The sequence below is a fragment of the Rhizobium pisi genome (assembly GCF_003938655.1).
GTDB classification, from domain to species: domain Bacteria; phylum Pseudomonadota; class Alphaproteobacteria; order Rhizobiales; family Rhizobiaceae; genus Rhizobium; species Rhizobium pisi.
On record NZ_RJJT01000014.1, the window covers coordinates 106,204 to 131,255 of the forward strand.

Genomic DNA, 25,052 nt, shown 5'->3' on the forward strand with positions numbered 1-25,052 from the left:
TGCCGTCGCGATTGAAAACGGGGTAAGCGGACCATGGACAGCGCAGTCGCAGAAAATCAGGAAGCCTTCCCGCGAACCAATGACAACGTCCCTCCGCTGGAAGAATTGCTGACGAGCCCGGAGCGCTTCATCAATCGGGAATTCTCCTGGCTGCAGTTCAACCGCCGCGTTCTGGAAGAGACTTTGAATACCGAGCACCCGCTGCTCGAGCGCGTCCGCTTCCTGTCGATCTCGGCCGCCAACCTCGACGAGTTCTTCATGGTGCGCGTCGCCGGCCTCGAGGGCCAGGTGCGCCAGAACATCGCCATCCGCAGCCCCGACGGCAAGACGCCGGCAGAACAGCTCGACTCGATCCTGCAGGAGATCGACCATCTGCAGATGGAGCAGCAGGCCTCGCTTGCCGTACTGCAGCAGTATCTCGCCAAGGAAGACATCCTGATCGTGCGCCCCGGCGCGCTCAGCGATGCTGACCGCCAGTGGCTGGCCGCCGAATTCGAACAGGCGATCTTCCCCGTGCTGACGCCGCTGTCGATCGATCCGGCCCATCCGTTCCCCTTCATTCCGAATCTTGGTTTCTCGATCGGCCTGCAGCTCGTCAGCAAGAGCGGCCGCGAGCCGATGACGGCGCTGCTGCGCCTGCCGCCGGCGCTCGACCGCTTCGTCCGCCTGCCGGATGAGGGGACCACCATCCGCTACATCACGCTGGAAGATGTCGCCAACATCTTCATCCACCGGCTCTACCCGGGCTACGAGGTACAGGGCTCCGGTACCTTCCGCGTCATTCGCGACAGCGATATCGAAGTCGAGGAAGAGGCCGAGGATCTGGTCCGCTTCTTCGAAACGGCGTTGAAGCGCCGCCGCCGCGGCAAGGTCATCCGCATCGAGACCGACTCGGAAATGCCGGCCTCGCTGCGCCAGTTCGTCGTCCAGGCGCTCAGCATTCCCGACAACCGCGTGGCCGTTCTGCCGGGCCTTCTCGCGCTGAACACGCTTTCCGAGATCACCAAGGCCCCGCGCGACGATCTCAGGTTTCTCCCTTACAATGCGCGATTTCCCGAGCGCGTCCGCGAGCATGCTGGCGACTGCTTCGCCGCAATCCGCGAAAAGGACATGGTCGTCCATCACCCCTACGAATCCTTCGATGTGGTGGTCCAGTTTCTTCTCCAGGCTGCGCGCGATCCTGATGTGCTGGCGATAAAGCAGACGCTCTACCGCACCTCCAATGACAGCCCGATCGTCCGCGCGCTGATCGATGCCGCCGAAGCCGGCAAGTCGGTAACGGCACTGGTCGAGCTCAAGGCCCGCTTCGACGAAGAGGCGAACATCCGCTGGGCGCGCGATCTCGAGCGCGCCGGCGTGCAGGTCGTCTTCGGCTTCATCGAGCTCAAGACCCACGCCAAGATGTCGATGGTCGTCCGCCGCGAGGAAGGCAAGCTCAGGACCTATTGCCACCTCGGGACGGGCAACTACCACCCGATCACCGCGAAGATCTATACGGATCTGTCCTACTTCACCTGCAATCCCGTCATCGCCCACGACATGGCGAATATCTTCAACTTCATCACCGGCTACGGCGAGCCGGAACAGGGCATGCAGCTTGCAATCTCGCCCTATACGATGCGGCCGCGCATCCTGCGCCACATCGAGGAAGAGATTCAGCATGCCAGGAACGGCGCCCCGGCTGCCATCTGGATGAAGATGAATTCGCTCGTTGACCCCGACATCATCGACGCGCTTTATCGCGCCAGCCATGCCGGCGTCGAGATCGATCTCGTCGTGCGCGGCATCTGCTGCCTGCGTCCGCAGGTGCCCGGTCTTTCGGAGAAGATCCGCGTCAAGTCGATCGTCGGCCGTTTCCTCGAGCACAGCCGCATCTTCTGCTTCGGCAACGGCCACGGCCTGCCGTCCGACAAGGCGCTGGTTTACATCGGTTCGGCCGATATGATGCCGAGAAACCTCGATCGCCGCGTCGAAACCATGGTTCCGCTGACGAATCCGACCGTTCACGAGCAGGTTTTGTCACAGATTATGCTCGGCAACGTGATTGACAATCAGCAAAGCTACGAGATATTGCCCGACGGTACGTCGCGACGCATGGAAGTGCGCAGGGGCGAGGAACCGTTCAATGCGCAGCAGTATTTCATGACGAATCCGAGCCTGTCAGGCCGCGGTGAAGCATTGAAGTCCAGTGCGCCGAAGCTGATCGCCGGCCTGCTCGAAGGCCGCAACAACAAGTAAAACTGGACCTAAATGGTTGAATCTGAAGCCCAGGGGCGCCTTCCGGGGATCGCCCCGGTCTCCGTCGTCGACATTGGATCGAATTCCATTCGTCTGGTCGTCTACGAAGGCTTGTCCCGTTCGCCCACGATTCTCTTCAACGAAAAGGTCCTCTGCGGGCTCGGCAAGGGCATAGCCCTGACCGGCAAGATGGATGAGGACAGCGTTGCGCGGGCGCTTCAGGCCCTTCACCGCTTCAAGGCTCTCTCCGATCAGGCCCGCGCCGCCACCATGTACGTGCTGGCGACGGCGGCCGCGCGCGAGGCGAGCAACGGTCCCGATTTCATCCATCAGGCCGAAACGATCCTGCAGCGCCATGTCCGCGTGCTGTCAGGCGAGGAGGAAGCGAAATTCGCCTCGCTCGGCATCATCAGCGGCTTCTTCAATCCAGACGGCATTGCTGGCGACCTCGGCGGCGGTTCTCTTGAGCTGATCGACATCAAGGGCAAGGACGTCAGCAACGGCATCACCCTGCCGCTCGGCGGCCTGCGCCTGTCCGAATATGCCGGCGGTTCGCTCTCCAAGGCCCGAACCTTTGCCCGCAAGCAGGTGAAAACGGCCAAGCTCTTGTCGAAAGGCGAGGGGCGGACCTTCTACGCCGTCGGCGGCACCTGGCGAAATATCGCCAAGCTGCATATGGAGATCACGCATTATCCGCTGCACATGATGCAGGGTTACGAGGTGTCGCTCGAAGCGATGATGCTGTTCCTCGAACAGGTAGCGACCGCGCGCGATTCCAAGGAGCCGGCGCTGCTGGCCGTTTCCAAGCACCGCCGTTCGCTGCTGCCTTTTGGCGCCGTCGCCATGAAGGAAGTGCTGAACGCGATGAAGCCATCGATGATATCCTTCTCGGCGCAGGGTGTGCGCGAGGGCTATCTCTATTCGCTGTTGTCGGAGTCCGAACGCCGTCTCGATCCGCTGCTTGCAGCCGCAGGCGAGCTGGCGATCCTGCGTGCCCGTTCGCCGGAGCATGCCCGTGAACTGGCCGAATGGACCGGCCGCATGATGCCTCTCTTCGGCGTTCAGGAAACCGAAGAGGAAAGCCGCTACCGCCAGGCGGCCTGTCTGCTTGCCGATATCAGCTGGCGTGCCCACCCCGACTATCGCGGCCTGCAGGCCCTGAACGTCATCGCCCACTCGTCCTTCGTCGGCATCAGCCACCCCGGCCGGGCCTTCATCGCGCTCACCAATTATTACCGTTTCGAGGGGCTGCACGACGACGGCGCCACAGGCCCGCTGGCGCAGATAGCGACACCCCAGTTTATCGAGCGCGCCAAGCTTCTCGGCGGCATGCTGCGTGTCGTCTATCTCTTCTCGGCCTCGATGCCCGGCATCGTCAAGAACCTGACCTTCCGCAAATCGTCGAACCCGGACTTCGACCTCGAATTCGTGGTGCCCCCGGAGTACCGCGATTTCGCCGGCGAACGCCTGGACGGCCGCCTGCAGCAGTTGTCGAGATTGACGAACAAGCGTCTGGCGTTTCGATTCCAGTAGATCCGATGTGCGACCGTCGTGCCGCATCAGGCCGCTAAGTATCGATCGCCATAAACAAAAAGGGCGGCACCGTCGCGCCGCCCTCCGCATTTCACACCAGAACCTCGAATTACTTCGCGTTCAGGAACTCGCCAACCTCAAGCAGGCTGAACTCGTTGTTGTCGGCCTTGTCGACGGCGCGGCCGGCGGAGAAGGGCAGGTTGTTGTCGTTGCCGATGATGATGTGCGTGGCATCGACGCGATCGACGTTTTCGATCGTCACGAACGGCATGTCGTAGACGCCGTCCTTGCTGCCGGCCTTCTTCTTGTTGTCGGGATCCTTGATGTTCAAGAGATCGATATAGCCGATCTTGCGGACGGCCTTGCCGACATTGGCGTCGTTGAATTCGATCTTGTAGACGCGCTTCAGCTCGGCCGGAGCCTCGAAGCAATCCGGCTTCGGCTGCTTCGGATCGGCGCAGGCCTTGTCCTTCGTGCCGGCGCCGCTGTCGCGCTCGATGACGAGAGCCGTCGTGTCGTCGAGCATGTTGAAGTCGCCGATCGACACACCCTTGTCCTCGAACGGATAGAGCCAGCTGCGGCCGGTCCATTTCTTGGAGGCGACGTCGAATTCGATGACGCGGACGGCGGTGTGGCCGTCGACCGATTCCATCTGGCCGTCATCCTTGTAGATGGCGCCTTCGAGCAGGCCGTAGAGCTTGGAGCCGTCCTTCGACATGGCGAGGCCTTCGAAGCCGCCTGAGCGCTTCAGGTTGAAGACCGGCATCTTCGCGGTCGGGTTGCCGGGGAGCTGGATCAGCGGATTGTCGGGCGAAAGCACCGGCTTGCGGTCGAGAGTCGTGGAGATGACATCCGTCAGGCGGCCTTCGGTGTCGACCTTGAGGATGTAGGGACCGAATTCGTCGCCGAGCCAGAAACCGTCGGCGACCGGCTGGATCGATTCGATATCGAAGTCGGCGCCCGTGAGGTAACGCGTATCGGTGCCTTCGAGCACGATCGGGAACGGCGCGACCTTGTTCGGATCGGAGAGGAAGAGGTTCTTGACGACGTCAGCCTTGTTGGTTGCCCAGTCGAATTTCATCTGGTGCAGGAAGAGCATGGCGTCCGAAGAGTTGGCCTTCGAGCCGAAACCATTATCCGTCAGCGTCCAGAAGGAGCCGTCAGCCATCGTCTTGATGCCCGAGAAGCCCTGGACTGCCTGACCGTCGAAGGGGAGCCTCAGGTCGGTGACGCGGGCGCCGTCCTTTCCGGGAACGGTGCCGAGCGCTTCGGTCCGCTTACGGTCCGGCGTCGTAAACTTGCCGGCATGCTTGAGGAATTCAGGAGCGTCGGCCGGAGCCGGAACCAGGGTGTTCGCGGGCAGGATCGCCTGGCCGGCGAGCTTGGCCGGAAACTCCTGCTGGTCGGCCGAAGCGGAGCCCGCAATCAGGATGAAAAGCGATACGGAAGCAAGAAGGACGTTCTTCATAATATCCCCACGAAACGGATGCGAATGCCTTCCGCTTAGCAGGGCTTCGGTGTCAGCGAATTGACGGTTGGGTGAAGCTTTGGTGACGTCCTTCCAGCGCCGCGCGGCTTTCTCATGTGCGCAAAGGACGCTGCAACACTTTCAATCCGCGCATCGGCGGCCAAACCCTTGCTCAGCCGTGCAGAATGACCGCGGGCGCGTTCAGCACGGTAACCGCGCGCGAGGAAAGCGCGATGACACCGAGCGCCTGGCCGCGTCCCCTGACGGCATGGGTTCCGAGATGCTCGCAGGAGATCTCGTCGGGAAATTTCACGCTCCGGGCAAGCTCGGCTGATATCAGCACCGGCCGGTTCAGGCTGCGGCAGAGCGTCTCCAGCCGGGCGGTGGTGTTCACCGTGTCGCCGAAATAGCTGATCTTGTGATGATCGACGCCGACTTCGGCGGTGATGATCTCGCCGCCGTGAAGGGCGGCGCGAAGCTTCGGCACCTGTCCGTAATTTTTCCGCCAGCTGGCGGCATTGGCGTCGATATCGGCGAGAATGTCGAAGATACAGCGCACGCAGCGGGCGTCCTTGATGCCGCGGGCCAGCGGCCAGGTAATGATCGCGGCATCGCCGACATAGTCGTTGATCATGCCCTTATGGCGTCTGACGGGCTCGGCGAAGGTCGCGAACAGCGAGCTCAGCAGCTGTTGCGCGCGGAGGTCGCCATGCTTTTCGGCAAAAGCCGTCGAATCGACGAGGTCGATGAACAGGAAGACACGCTCTTCCCTCACCGGATTGCGGTAACGACTGACGAGCATGCTGAGGAAAACGTCGCGACCGAGCAGTTCCCGCACGCGCAGAATGAAGATCATCGCCGAGCAGACCGCAAGCGCATAGAGGAAGACCTCATACGGCATGATGACGAGATCGAGGAAGGACGATGGCTTTATCATGCCGAGCGACGAGAGCAGCAGGGCGGCGCAGGCAAAACCGATGCTCATCAGGATCTCGTAGATCACCAGCTCGGTCATGATGAAGGCAAAGGTCGGTAGCTTCTGGATGCGTCTGTAAAGGCCGCGAAATAGGGCCTTGCGCTCGAAGGCGATGATCGGCATGCCGATGAAGAGCGCGAAGATCGCTCCGACAAAGGGCGTCTGGTTTGAGTAGAACATCAGATCATAGAGGACGCCGCTGGCAGCCAGCACGATCGTGATCAGGATCCAGTTCTGGGTCGGAGATATTTCCCGCATGCCGCCTCTTCGCCGTGATGTTCGCTCCCGCCATTGTTTCAGCCGGGAAAAAAGCGTCAAGCGAATTTGATTCCGTCTCACAGACTGACGGTTTCGACCTTCCTGCCGACGAAGCGCAGTCCGATCTGCCCCTGGATCAGCTGCAGCGCCGGCTCGCCGAAAAGATCGCGCCGCCAGCCATGCAGGGCAGCGACATCGGCCTTCTCGCCATCGGCGGCGATCTTGTCGAGATCCTCGCTATTGGCGATCACCTTCGGCGCCACGCCGTGTTTTTCCGAGATGAGCTTCAGGAGCACCTTCAAGAGCTCGACGGCAGCAGCAGCTCCCTCAGGCGCCTGCGCCTGGCGCGGCGCGTGCGGCATGTCGGTTTTCGGAAGAGCGAGCGCCGCATTGACGGCCTCGACGACCGCACCGCCGGAGGTCGAACGCTCCCAGCCTTTCGGAATGGTGCGCAGGCGGCCGAGCCCCTCGGTATCCTTGGGCTGCTGCTGGGCGATCTCGTAGATCGCATCGTCCTTCAATACGCGGGAACGCGGCACGTTGCGGGCCCGCGCCTCGCGTTCGCGCCAGGCCGCTACATATTTCAGGACCGCCAGTTCCTGCGGTTTGCGCAAGCGCATCTTCAGCCGCTGCCAGGCATCGTCAGGATGCATGTCGTAGGTTTCGCGCGCTTCGAGAATATCCATTTCCTCGGAGAGCCAGGAGGTGCGGCCTTCGCGATCGAGTTCGGCCTTCAGCGACAGGTAGACGTCGCGCAGGTGGGTCACGTCGGCAAGCGCATATTCCAGCTGCTTGTCGGAAAGCGGCCGGCGGCTCCAGTCGGTGAAACGTGACGACTTGTCGATGTGGACGTTCTTGATGCGGCTGACCAGCTGGTCGTAAGAGACGCTGTCGCCGAAGCCGCAGACCATAGCGGCGACCTGCGTGTCGAAGATCGGATGCGGAATGAGGTTGCCGCGATTGAAGATGATTTCAATGTCCTGGCGCGCCGCATGAAAGACCTTTAGCACCTTCGTATCGGCCATCAGCTCGAAGAAGGGGGCAAGATCGATGCCCTTCGCCAGCGGATCGACAAGAACTTCCAGCGTCGGGCTTGCCATCTGGATCAGGCAGAGCTCGGGCCAGAATGTCGTCTCGCGCAAGAATTCGGTGTCGATGGTAATGAAGTCGGACTTGGCCAGCTCTTTGCAGGCGGCCGCCAAATCGGCGGTGGTTTCGATCATATCATTTCATTCGCAAGGAAAAGGTCGGTTAAACCTTCCTTCTCCTTTCGGTTCGATATGTCAATACAACAGCATACGCCTTCGAGCATTGCTGGCTAAGAATCACGTCTAAACTGAGGCAAGGCGAATATCGGCGTATCGGGTGCCGCCGCCGTCAACCCACCCTGAGGTAACTCGTCATCCCCGTCTTCTGGTGCTCGATGATATGGCAATGCAGTAGCCAGTCGCCGGGATTGTCGGCGACGAAGGCAAGCTGCACCTTCTCGTCCGGTTGGATGAGATAGGTATCGGACACAAGCGGCATCACCTCCCGCGTCGAGGAGGAGATCACCGTGAAGCTCATCCCATGCAGGTGAATCGGATGCGCGTGCGGCGTCGTATTTTCCAGGTTGAAGACATAGCTCTTGCCGAGCTTCAATTCCGCCAGCGGCGCCGTCGGATCGGGCGTGTCGCCCGGCCACGGCACCTTGTTGATTGCCCAGAAACTGTAGCCGAGCGTGCCGCAGATGCTTTCGACGGCGGTATTCTCCGCGGTGGCGCTTAGCACCAGCGGGATCGGCTCGGCGGTGGAAAGATCGGCCTTCGGGACCGGATTTTCGGCAAGCGGCCCCAGATCGCCGACATCGCGCTTCAGCGATTGCCCGGTCGCGCGCAAGCTCGCAATGGTTTTCGGCGCCGTGCCGCGGATATCCTCGAGCGTTGCGACGGCGCCTTCGCCATCCGGCATGCGCACCGCAAGATCGAGCCGTTGGCCCGGCCCGATCTGCAGCAGGTCGAGCGAAAAACGCTTCGGCACCGGATTGCCGTCGATCGCAATCACGGTCGCTTCGGCGCCTTCCATCTTCAGCGAGAAGATGCGCGTGACGTCGGTGACCGCAATGCGCAGCCGAACGAGCCCGCCGGCCGGCGCGTCATATTGCGGCTCCCGTTGCCAGTTGGCCGTGCGCGCCGTGCCGTAGGTGCCGCTCTTGGCGGCGTCGCGCGGCCGGAAGGGAGCAATGAACTGCCCGTCGCCGCCGAGCCGCCAGTCGCGCAGGTTCAGCACCACCTCCGCGTCGAACTCTGGATCGGCCGGATCCTCGACGACGATGACGCCGGTCATGCCGTGGCCCATCTGTGTCAGCGTGTTGCAATGTGGATGATACCAGAAGGTGCCGGCGTCGGGCGGCGTGAAGGCATAGTCGAAGCTGTCGCCGGTATAGACGTAGGGCTGCGTCATGAAGGGCACGCCATCCATGCGGTTGTCGATGCGAAGCCCGTGCCAGTGGATCGTCGTCGGCTCGTCGAGCCCGTTGGTCAGCCGCGCCGCATAGGGCCGCCCCTTGGTCATCCTGAGAATCGGCGGCATGCCGTCTTGGCCCCAGCTCATGATATCCTTGGTCGGTCCCGCCTCGGTCAGCATAGCCTCGGTCTTCAGCGCTTTCAGCAGCTGCGGCTCGGGAGCTGCCTCGGCAAATCCGAATTTGCCGGCAATACCGATGCCGGCACCATAGGCGCCCGCGACGGCGGATGCCTTCAACAGGTTGCGGCGGGTAAGGAGAGGCATGGGGTGCTCCGCGATGAGAATGCCGTCCTTTTAAAGTTGACCGGTAGTTTCATCAATACGTAAGGCGCGGCCAAACTGCCGCAGCGCAGAGATCGCAACCTCGCCATAAAGGCGTGTCAAACGCCCCGCCACGCGTGCCAAGCCTTGACAAATCGGAGCGTCCATGCGCTTTTCCGCCCGATTTTCTTGTCGGCGCTTGAGGGTCTTGGAGCCCTTGCTGCCGTCTTAAGCCACATCCAGGATTTGAGATCATGCATCGCTATCGCAGCCACACATGCGCCGCCCTCCGCAAGACGGATGTCGGCTCGACCGTCCGCATCTCCGGCTGGGTCCATCGCGTTCGCGACCATGGCGGCGTTCTTTTCATCGACCTTCGCGACCATTACGGCATCACCCAGGTCGTCGCCGATCCCGACAGCCCGGCCTTCAAGATGGCGGAAACGGTACGCGGCGAATGGGTCATCCGCATCGATGGCCTCGTCAAGGCCCGCACCGAAGACACCGTCAATAAGGCCATGGCAACAGGCGAGATCGAGCTCTACGCACAGGAGATCGAAGTCCTCTCTGCCGCCAAGGAATTGCCGCTGCCGGTCTTCGGCGAGCCTGATTATCCCGAAGACGTTCGCCTGAAGTATCGCTTCCTCGATCTTCGCCGCGAAACGCTGCACCGGAACATCGTCAAGCGCACTCAGGTCATCTCGGCCATGCGCCGCGAAATGGGCAGCGCCGGCTTCACCGAATATACGACGCCGATTCTGACGGCCTCGTCGCCGGAAGGCGCGCGCGACTTCCTCGTGCCTAGCCGCATTCATCCCGGCACCTTCTACGCGCTGCCGCAGGCGCCGCAGCAGTACAAGCAGCTGCTGATGGTTGCGGGCTTTGACCGCTACTTCCAGATCGCGCCGTGCTTCCGCGACGAAGACCCGCGTGCCGACCGCCTGCCGGGCGAATTCTATCAGCTCGACCTCGAAATGAGCTTCGTGACCCAGGAAGACGTCTGGAACACGATGGGCCCGCTGATGTCAGGCATTTTCGAAGAGTTTGCCGAAGGCAAGCCGGTCACCAAGGAATGGCCGCGCATCCCCTATGACGAAGCGATCCGCAAGTATGGCTCCGACAAGCCGGACCTGCGCAACCCCATCGTCATGGAAGCCGTGACAGACCATTTCGCCGGCTCCGGCTTCAAGGTCTTCGCCAACATGATCGCCTCCAACCCGAAGGTTCAGGTCTGGGCGATCCCAGCCAAAACAGGCGGCTCCAGAGCCTTCTGCGACCGTATGAACGCCTGGGCGCAGTCGACCGGCCAGCCAGGCCTCGGCTACATCTTCTGGCGCAAGGAGGGCGAAAAGCTCGAGGGCGCAGGTCCGCTTGCCAAGAACATTGGCGAAGAGCGCACCGAAGCGATCCGCACGCAGCTCGGTCTCGATGACGGCGACGCCTGCTTCTTCGTTGCCGGCGATCCCGCCAAGTTCTACAAGTTCGCCGGTGAAGCCCGCACCAGGGCGGGTGAGGAACTGAACCTTGTCGACCGCGACCGCTTCGAACTGTGCTGGATCGTCGACTTCCCGTTCTTCGAATGGAACGAGGAAGAAAAGAAGGTCGACTTCGCTCATAACCCGTTCTCGATGCCGCAGGGCGGCCTCGATGCGTTGCAAAATCAGGATCCGCTTGGCATAAAGGCTTTCCAATACGACGCCGTCTGCAACGGCTTCGAAATCGCCTCGGGCTCGATCCGTAACCAGTCGCCGGAAACCATGGTCGCCGCCTTCGAGAAGGTGGGCCTCAGCCAGCAGGACGTCGAAGATCGTTTCGGCGGCCTCTATCGCGCCTTCCAGTACGGCGCCCCGCCGCATGGTGGTGCCGCCTTCGGCATCGACCGCATCATCATGCTGCTCGTCGGCGCGAAGAACCTACGCGAAATCTCGCTCTTCCCGATGAACCAGCAGGCCCAGGATCTGCTGATGGGCGCGCCGAGCCCGGCAACGCCGACGCAGCTGCGCGAACTCGCGATCCGGCCGATCCCGCCGGTGAAGAAAGACTGAGATCCTCTGATCCCAAATGCAAAAAAAGCCCGGCGACCGTTGTCGCCGGGCTTTTTGTTTGTCTAAATTAACTCGCTCACAACGCCGCGTAGATTGCCTCGCGAAGATCGACCGTAAACTTGCCCCACATGCCCTCCAGCGTCGTGTTCGTCAGCGCGACGACGGTCAGCTCGTTGACCGGGTCGATGAACCAGCTGTGGCCGTAGACGCCGCCCCATTTCAGCGTGCCTTTAGGGAAGGGGACGCCCGCCTCGGCCGGATCGGTGATAACAGACCACCCGAAGCCGAAGCCGGAGCCGGGTTCATACTGCTGGCGGTGGCCGCCGGCTTGGTCCGTCGTCATCATCCTCACGGTTTCGCTCGAGAGCAGCGGTGCGCCGCCTTTGCGGATAGTTTCGAGTATGGCCAGGACGTCACCCGCTGTTCCCGCCATGCCAGCGCCGCCGGAATGATAGGAGGCGGAATCGAAGATGCGGTTCGGCGCGAAGCGGATAGGCCCCATCAGAGACATCACCACCGCATTCTCGCCCATCAGTGCCGGTTCCGGTGAAGCATCCATGTAGGCGGCCGCCAGCCGGCCGCGGTCGCGAACCGAAAATGCGGTGTCGGCAAGCCCAAGCGGTCGCGTCACCAGTTCGGCGACGGCTTCACCCAGCGGCAGGCCGGTTTCCGCCTCGATTACGCCGCCGAGAACATCCATCGCAACGGAATATTGCCAGTCGCTACCCGGCGTGAAGCGCAGTGGCACGCTGGCGATCCGCCGCAGGTTCTCGGCCAGCGGCAATCCCGGCTCATCGAGGCCGTCGGAAATACCGGCACGGATATAAGGGCCGCCGTCCTCTTCGGAGAAACTGTAGCCGAGGCCTGATGTGTGGGTCAGCAGGTGGCGGATGCGGATGGTTGCTTCGCCGCCGTCAGGCAGCCTTGGCCGGAAGTCCGGCAGCCATCTCGTCACCGCGTCGTCGAGCCCGATTCTTGCTTGCTCCAGGAGCCGCATGGCGGCGATGGTGACGATCGGCTTGGTGATGGAGGCGAGCCTGAAAATGGTGTCCTCGCGCATCGCCAAACCGTTTTCGCGATCGGCAAGGCCGGCGGCACGGCGATGGGCGATTTCTCCGTCGCGGGCGACGAGCACCACCGTTCCCACAAGCCGCTTATCGTCAAGTGCACTTGTGATTGTCGCGTCGACCGCCGCGGCAAGGGACGAATTCCTGTTGGCCTCTGCCTTTTCGAGGGGAAGACTCATCAGATCAAACCTTCTATAATCACAATGACCGTTCCTGAATATAGCAAATCGTTCAGAATTTCTAGAGTGACCATTGTGAAAAATAGCGTTGACGTGAAAAATCCTGCCGCCCGCCGCCGTGGCCGCCCGCCCGCGTTCGACCGCGAGACGGTTCTGGCGGCTGCCCGCGAGACCTTCTGGGCGCATGGATATGAAGGTGCCTCGATCGCCGATCTCACCGCTGCCATGGGTATCACGCCGCAGAGCCTCTATGCCGCCTTCAGCTCGAAGGCCGATCTCTATCGGGCGGCGTTGCAGCAATACAGAAGACTGGGCACTGACACTTTTTCCGCCCTCGGCGAGCCGATCGACACCGTCTCCGCGTTCGAGCGTATATTGCGCGGCTCGGCCGCGATCTTTTCGGCGCCGGAACATCCGAAAGGCTGCATGATCTCGACGGCGGTGCTGAACTGCGCCAGCGAGAACGACGATATTGCCGATCACGTTGCGACGCTGCGCAGCCAGTCGCTGGATGCCTTTACGGCAAGAATCGAGCGCGGCATCCGAGAAGGTGACATGCAGGCCGGGACCAACGCGCGCGCGCTGGCGCGCTTCCTCGGCGCTATCGTGCAGGGGATGTCGGTGCAGGCGAGGGACGGGGCATCCCTTGAGGAATTGCTCGATGTGGCGGATCTCGCCATCGCCGAAGTCGCCCGCCACCGCGCCTGAAATCGAAAAGGCCCGGCATAGGCTGCCGGGCCTTTCATCGCGAGATCGAAGCGATCAGTCGTTGGCCGAAACCTTGACGCCGAGCACCTGCGGCAGCGTGTTCGGAGCGCCCATGGCGGCGCCGACGATCGTCGGGAACGGCACCGGCTTCTCAGGGGCGGCGCTCACCGTCAGGCTCTTCGGGTCGTCCAGGAACGTGTTGACGGCGGCCGACACGGCATTCTGCAGCTCCGGGATATTTAACTGCGCCAGCATGATCGGCGTCATCGCCTTCAGCGAATCCGCCATCTGCTTGCCGGACATGTTCTGCTGCGAACCGGCATAGTCGAGCGCGCGCTTGGTGATCGAAGCGTCTTCGAAGCGCACCTTCGCCCCTTCGAAGGACAATTGCTGCATCAGGCCGAGCATGGCAAGGCCGAGCGCCTGCTGCGACTGTTCCTTGTTCGCACCGGCTTCGGATTCCTTCATCGCATCCTGCATCGATTTCATGAAGGCCATCGTGTAGCCCGAGATCTTGAAGCCGAGATTGAGCTTGCCGATGTTGGTGAAGTCGAAGGCGAATTCCGAAATATCGATCGTGCCGGGTGCAAGTTCCCATGCGCCCTTCATGGTGATGTCGCCCTGGACGTGCTGCAGCGCGAGCTTTTCGATCGCGTCCTTGCTCTGCGCATCCTCGGCCTTGCTGAGGTCGGCCTTTATGCTCTTGAAGGCGCCGTCGAAATCGAAGCCGGATTCGTCCTCGCGCAGCGTCAGGTTCATGTCGCTTTCGAGCACGGAGAATACTTCCGCGCCGTCCTTGACCACCTTCAGCGGGCCGGTATGGGCGGTTTCATAGAGCATCATGGTATCGAGCGTATCACCGCCAGCCGTTGCCGGGACCGAGATGCCGCCGAGGGTCAGTCCCTCCGCGGTCACCGTGACGCCGTCTTGCGTCTTGTTGATGTCGGGGAAGGCGGCTTCTTCGATATAATAGCCGCCATCCTCGTCTTCTTCGACGCCGGAGAGGGTGACTTCGCCGATGGGCAGGGTTTCGCCGCCGGTCGGCTTGACGGTGACATTCTTCAAGGTCACGGTCGTGCCGTCGATATCGATGTTCTCAGCCGCAATCGTCCCGCCCTGAGCGGCATAGGCGGCATTGAGCTTCTTCAGCAGATCGGTACCGTCGAGAGCGAAAGCCGAGCCGGCGAGCGAGAAAAAGGCTGCGCCCGACAGCATCAGCCGCGTTGTCCGGGAAATGTTCATGGGGTGATTCCTCTGGTGGCGTGTGGCGGTTGGAAATCTGCAGTTACGCTACTACGGATTGGGCTCGCTTTATATTTGCGGACTTCTAAATTTCTGTTGAAAGGAACGGCAAACGAAGTCCAAATTGCGGCGGAACGTTTGTCTCATCCTTTGATGTCACTCCCAAGACTTCATCCACAGCTGCAATGGCCCGGATTCCTTGCCCCCCGGCCTCTTCTGGGCTAGTCAAGACCCATGGGACAAGAGATTTTGCCGCCTTCGGGCGGAGACGACGATCACATCCAACCGGTCGACCTCAAGGCGGCGCTCGAGCAGCGTTATCTCGCCTATGCGCTGTCGACCATCATGCATCGCGCCCTGCCTGACGTGCGCGACGGACTGAAGCCCGTCCATCGCCGCATCGTCTATGCGATGAACGAAATGGGATTGAGGCCGACTTCGGCCTTCCGGAAATGCGCCAAGATCGTTGGCGAGGTGATGGGTAACTACCATCCGCACGGCGACCAGTCGATCTACGACGCGCTTGCCCGTCTCGCCCAGGATTTTTCGCAGCGCTACACTCTGGTCAACGGTCAGGGCAATTTCGGCAATATCGACGGCGACAGCCCCGCCGCCATGCGTTACACCGAATCGAAGATGACGGCGGTCTCCGAACTGCTGCTCGAAGGCATCGATCAGGATGCCGTCGATTTCCGCGATACCTACGACGAATCCAATTCCGAGCCGGTCGTTCTTCCCGGCGCCTTCCCGAACCTGCTTGCCAACGGCTCCTCCGGCATCGCCGTCGGCATGGCGACCTCGATCCCGTCGCACAATGCCCATGAGCTTTGCGACGCGGCCCTGCACCTGATCAAGCATCCCGATGCGACCGTCGAAAAGCTCGTCGAATTCATTCCCGGCCCGGATTTCCCGACCGGCGGCATCATCATCGACAACCGCGACAGCATCATCGAGAGCTACCGCACCGGCCGCGGCGGTTTCCGAGTGCGGGCGAGGTGGCAGACGGAGGATCTCGGCCGCGGCGGCTATCAGATCGTCATTACCGAAATTCCCTTCCAGGTTCAGAAATCGCGGCTGATCGAGAAGATCGCCGAGCTGCTGATCGCCCGCAAGCTGCCGCTGCTCGAAGACATCCGCGACGAATCGGCCGAGGATATCCGCGTTGTGCTGGTGCCGAAGAGCCGCAGCGTCGATCCGACGATCCTGATGGAATCGATGTTCAAGCTGACGGAGCTCGAAAGCCGCTTCCCGCTGAACATGAACGTTCTCTCCATGGGTCGCATTCCCAGGGTCATGGCGCTGAACGAAGTGCTGAAGGAGTGGTTGGATCACCGCCGCGAGGTTCTGCAGCGTCGTTCGCGTTTCCGCCTGGCGGCGATCGACAGACGCCTCGAAATTCTCGGCGGTCTTCTGATCGCCTATCTCAACATCGATGAAGTGATCCGGATCATTCGCGAGGAGGACGAGCCCAAGCCCGTCATGATGGCGCGATGGGATCTGACCGACAATCAGGTCGAGGCGATCCTGAACATGCGGCTGCGCGCCTTGCGCAAGCTCGAAGAATTCGAGATCCGCAAGGAGTTCGACGAACTCACCAAGGAAAAGGGCGAGATCGAGGCGCTGCTTGCCTCCGACGACAAGCAGTGGCAGACGGTCGCCTGGGAAATCGGCGAGGTGAAGAAGAAATTTGCCAAGGCGACCGAGGTCGGCCGCCGCCGCACCCAGTTCGCCGACGCGCCCGAAGCCGACGAGGAAGCGATCCAGCAGGCGATGATCGAGAAGGAACCGATCACCGTCGTCATTTCCGAAAAGGGCTGGATCCGCGCATTGAAGGGCCATATTGCCGATACGGCGACGCTGACCTTCAAGGAAGGCGATGGCTTGAGGTTGGCCTTCCCGGCGCAGACGACGGACAAGATCCTGATTGTCACGACAGGCGGCAAGGCCTTCACGCTCGGTGGCGACAAGCTGCCGGGTGGCCGCGGCCACGGCGAGCCGCTGCGCATCATGGTCGACATGGATAACGACCAGGCGGTGCTGACCGCTTTCGTCCATGACCCCTCGCGCAAGCAGCTGATCGTCTCGACTGCCGGCAACGGCTTCGTCGTTCCCGAGGCCGAGCTGGTCGCCAATACGCGCAAGGGCAAGCAGATCATGAACGTCGCGCTGCCCGAGGAAACCCAGCTGCTCGTGCCCGTCAACGGCGACCATGTCGCCGTCGTCGGCGAAAACCGCAAGCTGCTGGTTTTCCCGCTGGTGCAGGTGCCGGAAATGTCGCGCGGCAAGGGCGTGCGCCTGCAGCGCTACAAGGACGGTGGCATTTCCGACGTCCGCTGCTTCGCGATATCAGACGGCCTCGTCTGGGAAGACAGCGCGGGCCGCACCTTCACGAAAAACAAGGACGAGCTCGCCGAGTGGCTGGCCGATCGCGCCACCGCCGGCCGCACCGTGCCGAAGGGTTTTCCGCGCAGCGGCAAATTCACCGGGTAAGCTTTTATAGCGCCGCGCGTCTTCTCAGGGGCGCGGAGGAAGCTGCAATGCAGTAAATTCCGCGCTCGGCTCTTGGCGTGTGCGGGAACTCCTCTATCTCATTCCTGTTACCAAAAATAAGAGAAGGCCGCTTCCGAGGCTGGCGGAATGGCCGAAGTGCATGTGCGCTCAGGGAACGGCGCGCGCCTTTACCGGAGGAAAATCGATGTCAGCCAGCACCATCAAATTGCATGTCAGCCACACCTACAGAGCCCCGCCCGCCGTCGTCTACGATGCCTGGCTCAACCCCGAAATCGCCCGGCGTTTCCTGTTTGCGACCGATGACGGCCATGTCATCCGCGCCGAAATCGATCCGCATGTCGGCGGCCGCTTCCTCGTCGTCGACCGCCGCCCGACCGGCGATGCCTTCCATCAGGGGGTTTTCCTGGAACTGAAGCGTCCTCGGCACATGGCCTTCAGCTTTTCCGTCGAGGACCACGACCACAATTGCGACCGTGTCGAAATCGACATCGAACCTCTCGGCGGCGGCAGTCGTCTGACACTGACTCACGAAATGTGCGCCGAATGGGCCGAACACGAGGAAAAGACCCGGCAAGGCTGGGCTCATGTGGTTGAAGGGCTCGCCAGGGAGCTGGAACAGCAGCAGCAGTTGAAGGCTACGGGTTGAGTGGCACGCTGAAATCCCGAAGGAAGCGGGTCGCACCGTCCTCGTCGATCTCGCCTGATGCGACGGCAAGAACGAAAGTGTAGAGATTGGCATCGGTCGTTTCGATCTCGTAGCCGTTTTCGAGAAGGAATACGCCCGCGGTGACGATCGCTATCCGCTTGTTGCCGTCGACAAACGCGTGGTTGCGGGCAAGGCCGAAAAGATATGCGGCGGCGAGTTCGATGACGTCGTCGCAGCCGTAATTTGCCTTATACATTGGCCGGCCAAGGGCGGACTCCAGCGCACCTTCATCACGCAGTCCGGCGAGTCCACCGAAGCGCTCGATCTGTATCTTCTGCAGACTCTCCACCAATGGTCTCGTTAGGAACCTGAAGGCCATTATTCGGCCAGCTTTTTCAAGGCGACCTTATACTTGTCCATGAAATAACGTGCTGCCTCGAGCTGGCGAGACAAATCCTCATCGACCGGCTTCATATTGATGCCGCCGTTTTCCATCTGCAGTTCCAGTGAATCGCCCGTCTTCAATCCAAGACGGTCGAGAACCTCCTTGGGGATAATAATACCGTCGGAATTGCCGATCTTGCGGATCGTGACGTTCATCGCTTCATCCTTCGCGTGGTAACGGAGTTATAACAGAGGGACGAGCAGGCGACAATATCTATCCCGCCATTTGCCTGATGCTTTTTCTCCGCACCATCCATGCAGAATGCGCTGCGATCGCCGCCACCAGGATGCCGCCGCCGAGGAGTGTCATCGTCGCCGGCGTTTCTGCAAGAATCAGCCAGACCCAGATCGGTGCAAGCACCGTTTCGAGCAGGTAGAACATGCCGACTTCAGGGCCGGAGAGGTAACGCGGGCCGGTCGCCAGGCACCAGAAGGCGAGCGGCATCATGACCGCGCCGTTGAGGACGATCCAGGCGGGATGTGCGATCGAAAAACCGCCCGCCGGCATGAGGGCGATCAAACCGACCGTCGCCGGCAGCACCGTCGAAAGCAGCGAGACGAAGCCCATTTCACTGCCGGAGGCGCGGCTGATGGTGATGGCGGCTGCGATGATAAAGGCGGTCAGCAACGCCATGGCGTCGCCGAAGAGATGTCCGCCCGAAAGCCCATCGCGCACGATCAGGCCGACGCCGAAGATCATCGCCGCCATGGCGATCAGCGTTGCTGCCGCCGGCCGTTCCTTGAGGAAGATCCAGGAAAGCAGGGCGGCGAACATCGGATTGAAGGCGACGATGAAAACCACATTGGCGGTCGAGGTGTTGAAGACCGCTAGAAGAAAGATCACCGTTGTCAGGCCGTAGAGCACACCGGTGATGAGCCCCGGCCAGCCTGGTACGAGCAGCGGCCAGCGCCCGTTGGCGATCCGCAGCACTGCGGCAACCACCAACGTCACGACAAGGGTCGCGATGCTTCTCGCTGCAAGGATCGACCACAGCTCGCCATCGGCAAGCCTCGTGAGCGGGATATCCACGGAAAGTGCCAGCCCGCCGATCGCCGTCAGCAGCAGGCCCTTCCGATGGTTGGTGGGGAACATTCAGTCGTGGGTACTCTCGGGCATGGATGCGGGATCGAAACGTTCCCAGCCGCGCGGGGTCAGATGTTCCTGCGGCTGGAAGCGCGTCTTGTAATCCATCTTCCGCGATCCTTGCACCCAGTATCCGAGATAGACATGCGGCAGGCCGAGCGCTTTCGTGCGCCTGACATGGTCGAGAATCATGAAGGTGCCGAGCGAGCGCCGCTCGAGCGCCGGGTTGAAATAGGAATAGACCATCGACAGCCCGTCGCTCATCGTATCGGTCAACGCCGCGGCAAGCAGCTCGCCCTTCGGCCGCTGCTCCAGCCCGGAGCCTTCCTCGCGTCGGCGATATTCGATGATTCTCGTGTTCACATGCGTGTCTTCGACCATGATCGCATAGTCGAGCACGGTCATATCGGACATGCCGCCCTGCTGGTGGCGAAAATCGAGATAGCGTCGGAAGAGCGAATATTGCTCGCTGGAAGGCTGGGCTGCGAATTCGGTGGCGATGACATCCGAATTGGCGGCGAGCACCCGCTTCATCGATTTCGTCGGCTCGAATTCCTGGGCGAGAATTCGTACGGAAACGCAGGCGCGACAGGATTCGCAGGCCGGGCGATAGGCGATGTTCTGTGAACGGCGGAAGCCGCCCTGCGTCAGGATATCATTCATCTCGGCGGCGCGCGGGCCGACCAGATGGGTGAAAACCTTACGCTCCATCTCGTGCGGCAGATACGGACACGTAGCCGGAGCCGTCAGATAAAACTGCGGGGATGGCGTTGTCTGCGTATTCATTTGTCGCGGAAGTTTCCTTATCGAGACAGTGCCGTTTTCTGACAGCATGACCTAAGAATAAAAAACGTCAACAGCGGGACGGTTTTCGCCCTTCATTTCAGTCCTCTAATTTTAGATATGGAGCGTCGCGGGCACCCGGCAAAGGGAAGGCGGAGACTTTTTTGTCTCCGCCGCGAAGTCTCGACCGAAGTTTCAGGCAGTGCGTATCGTCGCCGTGCCGACCAGCAGGTCGTGGATGAGACGGCTGCGTTCGATAAACAGGCCGGCGAGCAGGATGAGCGGCGTCAGAACCGAGTTGAGGATCCAGAACAGCGCCAGATGCACGATTGCCGTCAGGAAATCCATCGGCCGCCCGTCGACGCGCACGATCGCGATCCCCATTGCGCGCATGCCGAGCGAGGCCTGGCTCGGTCCGCCCACAGTCAGGCCGAAGTAAATGCCGGCGACGATGACGAAGAGGGCAGGGTAGAGAAAGAAGCCGAGCCCAAGCGTGACGATCGACAGGAAGAACAGCACGATCGCCGCGGGAATGCAGAGCAGCGCCACGATGACATAGTCGAGAATGAAAGCGAAGACGCGGCGGCTCAACACGCCGCTATAGGCGCGCCAGTCCTCCGGTGCGGCATAAAGCGGATTGGGGTTGTAGCTCATCTCAATCTCCTGCGGAAAAGCGATGCCGCTGATATGGTATCGGCAGGGCAAAATGCAATAATCTGCCCCAGATGCGGATGGTTTTAGGCCTGATCGGCCTAAAACCATCCGCATCTAAATCAAAGAAATAGAGCATGATGTCGTCTGAAAACCGCGGACACTTTTCGGCATCATGCTCCGATCAGCGCTTCGCGAGAATTTTCGCCACCTCGATCGCGAAATAGGTGAGGATGCCGTCGCATCCCGCCCGCTTGAACGACAGCAGCGTTTCGAGCATTGCCCGCTCGCCGTCGATCCAGCCGTTCATCGCTGCTGCCTTGATCTGCGTGTATTCGCCGGAGACCTGATAGGCGAAGGTCGGCAGGCCGAAGGCCTCCTTCATGCGCCAGCAGATGTCGAGATAGGGCAGGCCGGGCTTGACCATCAGCATGTCGGCGCCTTCCTCGACATCGAGCGCCGCGTCGCGGATCGCCTCGGTGCCGTTGGCGGGGTCGATATAGTAAGTCTTCTTGTCGCCCTTCAGCAGTCCGCCAGTCGAGATCGCCTCGCGGTAGGGACCGTAGAAGGCGGAGGCGAATTTCGTCGCATAGCTCATGATGCCGACGTTCTGGTGGCCGGCTGCGTCGAGCGCCAGGCGGATCGCGCCGATGCGCCCGTCCATCATCTCCGACGGCGCGATGATGTCGGCGCCGGCATCCGCCTGCATCACGGCGGCGCGCGCCACCTGATCCACCGTCTCGTCGTTGACGATCTCGCCGCCCCTGAGAATGCCGTCATGGCCGTGGCTGGTGAAAGGATCGAGTGCGACGTCGGTGATGACGCCGATATTGGGCACCGCCTTCTTGATCGCCGCTGTTGCCTGGTTGATCAGGTTATTGGCTTCGAGGCTGTTGGAGCCGGTCTCGTCGCGCAGCTCCATCTCGATATTCGGAAAGGTGGCGAGTGCGGGAATGCCGAGGCCGGCCGCTTCCCGCGCGGCTTCGACTGCTTTGTCGATGCTCATGCGATTGACGCCGGGCATGGCCGCGATCGGATCGACGATGCCGGAACCCGGCACGATGAAGATCGGCCAGATCAGGTCGTCGACCGTCAGCCGGTTCTCCTGTACCAGCCGGCGTGTCCAATCCGCCTTGCGGTTGCGCCGCATGCGGCGATGACCGGTGATGTCGTCGACGAGATGCGTCCTGTCCTGCATGATATCTATCCTTGGCCCATTCCATTTATCGGAGCGCTCATTATCATGGCGCCTGGAAAATCCAAACCGGACGATTGGCCGCGGCGGAAAAACCCCTCGTGCATAACCCCGAAGTCGGAATCGATTTTCGGCAAGGATTATGCGCAAACAAGTGATAGAGCGTCCCTAGCGCGTCGTGTCGGACGCGCGGGCGTTCTTGTGAAGATGTAACCCGGACCGATGTTTGCGCTATGGAAACCGATTCCCCGACGATACCGAAACGCACACTGGCGGATCTCCTGTTCATCCTCTTCCTGAGGTTGGTGGCCGTATCCTGCTTTTGGTTCGGCCTGCAATATTGGGCGATGCTCGTCGGCTATTCGCTGGTCGGCGCCGGCCGCTTCGATCTTTTGAGTCTGCCATGGAAGGTGGCGAGCACCAGTCTCGCGGTGCTTTTTCCCGTCGCCTCCCTCGGTCTCTGGCTCACCGTCTCCTGGGGCCCTGTCATCTGGGTGCTGGCCGCCGGCGGTCAGATCCTCATGTATGGCCTGCTGCCTGATATTTTCGGCCCCAACAAGCTGATCATCCTGCTGCATGTCGTGGTCGCAGCCGTCTACTGGATTTTCCGCCTCTTGCTCTGGCTGGAAAAGCGCCGGCATCGCCGCCAGGTAAGTGTTGATTTACCCTGAGACAACGTGGGGTTTCCGGTAAGGCTCCATTAAGCCTGCGGTTTAAGTCGAATTTTATATGTATTCGATAGGGTCTCACTCAAGGCGGGAAGAAAACACACCGCCAACCAAACAGTGAGGCAGTCATCATGAATACGAAAATCAAGCCGCAGGCGGTATCGAACTTCCGTGACCAGCAGGATCAGGGCATCCGTGATCTTTACATGGAGTCCCTTCATCTCGTTGAACGTCTTCATCGCCGTCTTCTCGACGTCATCAAGGACGAGTTCGACCGTCAGGGTCGCAGCGATGTCAACGCCATCCAGGCGCTGCTCCTTTTCAACATCGGCAATTCCGAGCTGACTGCCGGCGAGCTGCGCTCGCGTGGCTACTATCTCGGCTCCAACGTGTCCTACAACGTGAAGAAGCTGGTCGATCTCGGCTTCATCAACCACCAGCGCTCACGCATCGACCGCCGCTCGGTCCGCATCAGCTTGACCGAAACCGGCCAGGACATCGCCGAAACGGTCGCTAAGCTCTACGAACGCCACATCGCCTCGATCGACAAGGTCGGCGGCATCGGCACCGACGAGTTCACGCAGATGAACAAGCTGCTCCAGCGTCTGGACCGTTTCTGGAACGACCAGATCCTGTATCGCCTCTAAGACCCGAGGCCTCCTTCCAGGGTTGACGAAAACCGGATGCGTTCCCCGCGCGTCCGGTTTTGCCGTTTGCCCTTGCGTGGCATCTTTGCAACGCATGGCAGGCAAGCGCAAAGGCCTGTATTCAAGCCGTTTTTTAGCCGTTATTAACCGGCACGGTTTACCCGTCGTATGGTTCGTTGCATCGCGTTCCCGGCACCGGCAGTCCGTCTTCCGACCCGGCAACACGAATTGGCCATATTGGTGTGGCAGCGGAAGGCTTAACAACCGGCCCTTTCAATGGACCAGGAACGTCCAGGTTTTCCTATCGCAATCTTGTGAAGGGACGACGGAATCTCCTGATGCGCCGGTACAGGAATAGATGGGATCTGCGTTGAAAGCGCAGTGATATCGCAAAGGGCCGCGCCTCCTTGATAGCGGCATTGAGTGGTTGGGACGAATGTCGAAGAAAAACGGAATTGAAGCTCTCTCGCGCCGCGCTTTCCTTGCGTCCGCGGCAACGGTCGGGGCCAGCGCGATTGCCGCGCCGGCCTTTGCGCAATCGGCGCTCGATACGCTGATCAACGCGCCGCGCCGCGGCAACTGGGACGACCAGTTCGACGCCAAGGCGGCTTCGCGCACGGCAACCGCCGTCCTTTCCAACACGCCGATCCTCGGCCCCCAGTCGGTCGCAAGCGCACAGCAGGCGATCATGCAGTATCAACAGATCGCGGCTGCTGGCGGTTGGCCGCAGGTCAATCCCGGTGACCAACGCCTGCAGCTCGGCGCCTCCGATCCTTCCGTCCAGGCGCTGCGCCAGCGCCTTGCGATCACCGGCGACCTGCCGCGCGAGGCCGGCATGTCGAGCGCCTTCGATTCCTATGTCGATGGCGCCGTCAAGCGCTTCCAGGCGCGTCACGGCCTGCCGGCCGATGGCGTTCTCGGCGAATTCACGCTGAAGGCGATGAACATCCCGGCCGATGTGCGCCTGCAGCAGTTGAACACCAATCTGATCCGCCTGCAGACTTTCCCGGAAGATTTGGGCCGCCGCCACCTGATGGTCAACATTCCGGCCGCCTATGTGGAAGCCGTTGAAGACGGCAGCGTTGCGACGCGCCACACCGCCGTTGTCGGCCGTCTGAGCCGCCCGACACATCTGGTCAACTCGAAGATCTACGAAGTCATTCTGAACCCGTACTGGACTGCGCCGCGCTCGATCGTCGAAAAGGACATCATGCCGCTGATGCGCAAGGATCCGACCTATCTCGAAAAGAACGCCATCCGCCTGATCGACGGCAAGGGCAACGAAGTCGCCCCGGAGACGGTTGACTGGAACGGCGAGGCACCGAACCTGATGTTCCGTCAGGACCCGGGCAAGATCAACGCCATGGCGTCGACGAAGATCAATTTCTACAACAAGAACGGCGAGTACATGCACGACACGCCGCAGCAGGGCCTGTTCAACAAGCTCATGCGCTTTGAATCGTCGGGCTGCGTGCGCGTCCAGAACGTCCGCGACTTGTCGACCTGGCTGCTGCGCGAAACACCCGGCTGGAATCGCCAGCAGATGGAGCAGGTGATCGCAAGCGGCACCAACACGCCGATCAAGCTGGCGACCGAAGTTCCCGTTTATTTCGTCTATATCTCGGCCTGGGGCATGCCCGACGGCGTCGTCCAGTTCCGAGACGACATCTATCAGATGGACGGCAATGCCGAACTCGCGCTCGATACCACGGCTGGCATGGAGCAGCCGGTCCAGTAAGCGGACGACTCTGTACCGTGATTTTTGAACCGCGCCTCTCGGGCGCGGTTTTTTTATGCCGGGGAGTGTGCTCCATAACAGGGTTCCCCAAGCATCGACGTAGCGTGGCCGCAAAAAGAGCGGAGCGCGCGCTTTGCCCAGCAAATGTCGTTCTTCGTATTGCTCTCGCTTCGGCGGAAGGCTAATACGTCAGCGCATTCCAGTT

21 protein-coding genes are annotated in these 25,052 nt (G+C 61.1%); 9 read left to right on the forward strand and 12 right to left on the reverse strand.

The window, feature by feature from the left end:
* The first annotated feature begins 33 nt into the window (after nt 1–33).
* Nucleotides 34–2,238, forward strand: coding sequence for an RNA degradosome polyphosphate kinase (locus EFD55_RS20550; protein WP_125846875.1), 2,205 nt, complete (start codon nt 34–36; stop codon nt 2,236–2,238).
* Nucleotides 2,239–2,250: 12 nt separating this feature from the next.
* Nucleotides 2,251–3,771: an exopolyphosphatase gene (ppx, locus tag EFD55_RS20555; protein ID WP_125846876.1), complete on the forward strand. Its 1,521-nt coding sequence runs from the start codon at nt 2,251–2,253 to the stop codon at nt 3,769–3,771.
* A gap of 109 nt (nt 3,772–3,880) precedes the next feature.
* On the opposite strand, the gene EFD55_RS20560 is transcribed toward ppx, so the two are convergent.
* The 4 genes from EFD55_RS20560 to EFD55_RS20575 all read right to left on the reverse strand — a co-directional run bounded on the left by EFD55_RS20560 (nt 3,881) and on the right by EFD55_RS20575 (nt 9,242).
* Nucleotides 3,881–5,239, reverse strand: coding sequence for an esterase-like activity of phytase family protein (locus EFD55_RS20560; RefSeq protein WP_125846877.1), 1,359 nt, complete (start codon nt 5,237–5,239; stop codon nt 3,881–3,883).
* Nucleotides 5,240–5,411: 172 nt separating this feature from the next.
* Nucleotides 5,412–6,473, reverse strand: a complete 1,062-nt coding sequence (locus EFD55_RS20565) for an adenylate/guanylate cyclase domain-containing protein (RefSeq protein WP_125846878.1) — start codon at nt 6,471–6,473, stop codon at nt 5,412–5,414.
* 77 nt (nt 6,474–6,550) lie between these two features.
* Nucleotides 6,551–7,696: a ribonuclease D gene (gene rnd / locus EFD55_RS20570; protein WP_125846879.1), complete on the reverse strand. Its 1,146-nt coding sequence runs from the start codon at nt 7,694–7,696 to the stop codon at nt 6,551–6,553.
* Between the two features lie 154 nt (nt 7,697–7,850).
* Nucleotides 7,851–9,242 carry a multicopper oxidase family protein gene (locus EFD55_RS20575; RefSeq protein WP_125846880.1) on the reverse strand — a complete coding sequence of 464 codons (1,392 nt, stop codon included), beginning with the start codon at nt 9,240–9,242 and terminating at the stop codon, nt 7,851–7,853.
* Between the two features lie 251 nt (nt 9,243–9,493).
* Between EFD55_RS20575 and aspS the strand changes: the two genes are divergently transcribed.
* Nucleotides 9,494–11,284 (forward strand): aspartate--tRNA ligase, encoded by a 1,791-nt coding sequence (gene aspS / locus EFD55_RS20585; protein ID WP_125846881.1) that lies wholly within the window; start codon nt 9,494–9,496, stop codon nt 11,282–11,284.
* A 76-nt stretch (nt 11,285–11,360) separates the two neighbouring features.
* On the opposite strand, the gene EFD55_RS20590 is transcribed toward aspS, so the two are convergent.
* On the reverse strand, nt 11,361–12,530 hold the full coding sequence (locus tag EFD55_RS20590; protein ID WP_125846882.1) for a serine hydrolase domain-containing protein: 1,170 nt from the start codon (nt 12,528–12,530) through the stop codon (nt 11,361–11,363).
* A gap of 66 nt (nt 12,531–12,596) precedes the next feature.
* Here EFD55_RS20590 and EFD55_RS20595 point away from each other — a divergent pair, with 66 nt between their 5' ends.
* The gene (locus EFD55_RS20595) at nt 12,597–13,238 is read left to right on the forward strand and encodes a TetR/AcrR family transcriptional regulator (RefSeq protein ID WP_125846883.1); all 642 of its coding nucleotides are present in this window, start codon (nt 12,597–12,599) and stop codon (nt 13,236–13,238) included.
* Nucleotides 13,239–13,292: 54 nt separating this feature from the next.
* On the opposite strand, the gene EFD55_RS20600 is transcribed toward EFD55_RS20595, so the two are convergent.
* Complete coding sequence (locus EFD55_RS20600; RefSeq protein ID WP_125846884.1) at nt 13,293–14,480, reverse strand: aq_1923 C-terminal domain; 1,188 nt, start codon at nt 14,478–14,480, stop codon at nt 13,293–13,295.
* A 234-nt stretch (nt 14,481–14,714) separates the two neighbouring features.
* Here EFD55_RS20600 and parC point away from each other — a divergent pair, with 234 nt between their 5' ends.
* Both parC and EFD55_RS20610 read left to right on the forward strand, forming a co-directional pair.
* Nucleotides 14,715–16,970, forward strand: a complete 2,256-nt coding sequence (gene parC / locus EFD55_RS20605) for a DNA topoisomerase IV subunit A (RefSeq protein WP_125846885.1) — start codon at nt 14,715–14,717, stop codon at nt 16,968–16,970.
* 205 nt (nt 16,971–17,175) lie between these two features.
* Nucleotides 17,176–17,637 carry an SRPBCC family protein gene (locus EFD55_RS20610; protein WP_125846886.1) on the forward strand — a complete coding sequence of 154 codons (462 nt, stop codon included), beginning with the start codon at nt 17,176–17,178 and terminating at the stop codon, nt 17,635–17,637.
* Here EFD55_RS20610 and EFD55_RS20615 read toward each other — a convergent pair.
* The 6 genes from EFD55_RS20615 to hemB form a co-directional block, all read right to left on the reverse strand.
* Nucleotides 17,627–18,016 (reverse strand): type II toxin-antitoxin system death-on-curing family toxin, encoded by a 390-nt coding sequence (locus tag EFD55_RS20615; RefSeq protein ID WP_125846887.1) that lies wholly within the window; start codon nt 18,014–18,016, stop codon nt 17,627–17,629. The two genes, EFD55_RS20610 and EFD55_RS20615, sit on opposite strands and share 11 nt — an antisense overlap.
* Nucleotides 18,016–18,237, reverse strand: a complete 222-nt coding sequence (locus EFD55_RS20620) for an AbrB/MazE/SpoVT family DNA-binding domain-containing protein (protein ID WP_125846888.1) — start codon at nt 18,235–18,237, stop codon at nt 18,016–18,018. Before EFD55_RS20620 ends, EFD55_RS20615 begins: the two co-directional genes overlap by 1 nt.
* A gap of 58 nt (nt 18,238–18,295) precedes the next feature.
* Nucleotides 18,296–19,174, reverse strand: coding sequence for a DMT family transporter (locus tag EFD55_RS20625; protein WP_125846889.1), 879 nt, complete (start codon nt 19,172–19,174; stop codon nt 18,296–18,298).
* On the reverse strand, nt 19,175–19,951 hold the full coding sequence (locus EFD55_RS20630; protein WP_125846890.1) for an arginyltransferase: 777 nt from the start codon (nt 19,949–19,951) through the stop codon (nt 19,175–19,177).
* A gap of 192 nt (nt 19,952–20,143) precedes the next feature.
* Nucleotides 20,144–20,602, reverse strand: coding sequence for an RDD family protein (locus EFD55_RS20635; protein WP_125846891.1), 459 nt, complete (start codon nt 20,600–20,602; stop codon nt 20,144–20,146).
* Between the two features lie 181 nt (nt 20,603–20,783).
* The gene (gene hemB / locus EFD55_RS20640) at nt 20,784–21,797 is read right to left on the reverse strand and encodes a porphobilinogen synthase (RefSeq protein ID WP_125846892.1); all 1,014 of its coding nucleotides are present in this window, start codon (nt 21,795–21,797) and stop codon (nt 20,784–20,786) included.
* Nucleotides 21,798–22,027: 230 nt separating this feature from the next.
* On the opposite strand from hemB, the gene EFD55_RS20645 reads away from it, so the two are divergent.
* The 3 genes from EFD55_RS20645 (at nt 22,028) to EFD55_RS20655 (ending at nt 24,847) form a co-directional block, all read left to right on the forward strand.
* Nucleotides 22,028–22,465, forward strand: a complete 438-nt coding sequence (locus EFD55_RS20645) for a DUF6163 family protein (RefSeq protein WP_125846893.1) — start codon at nt 22,028–22,030, stop codon at nt 22,463–22,465.
* Between the two features lie 128 nt (nt 22,466–22,593).
* Nucleotides 22,594–23,109 carry a transcriptional regulator LdtR gene (gene ldtR / locus EFD55_RS20650; RefSeq protein ID WP_008522155.1) on the forward strand — a complete coding sequence of 172 codons (516 nt, stop codon included), beginning with the start codon at nt 22,594–22,596 and terminating at the stop codon, nt 23,107–23,109.
* Nucleotides 23,110–23,545: 436 nt separating this feature from the next.
* Complete coding sequence (locus tag EFD55_RS20655) at nt 23,546–24,847, forward strand: L,D-transpeptidase family protein (RefSeq protein ID WP_125846894.1); 1,302 nt, start codon at nt 23,546–23,548, stop codon at nt 24,845–24,847.
* Nucleotides 24,848–25,052 lie beyond the last annotated feature (205 nt).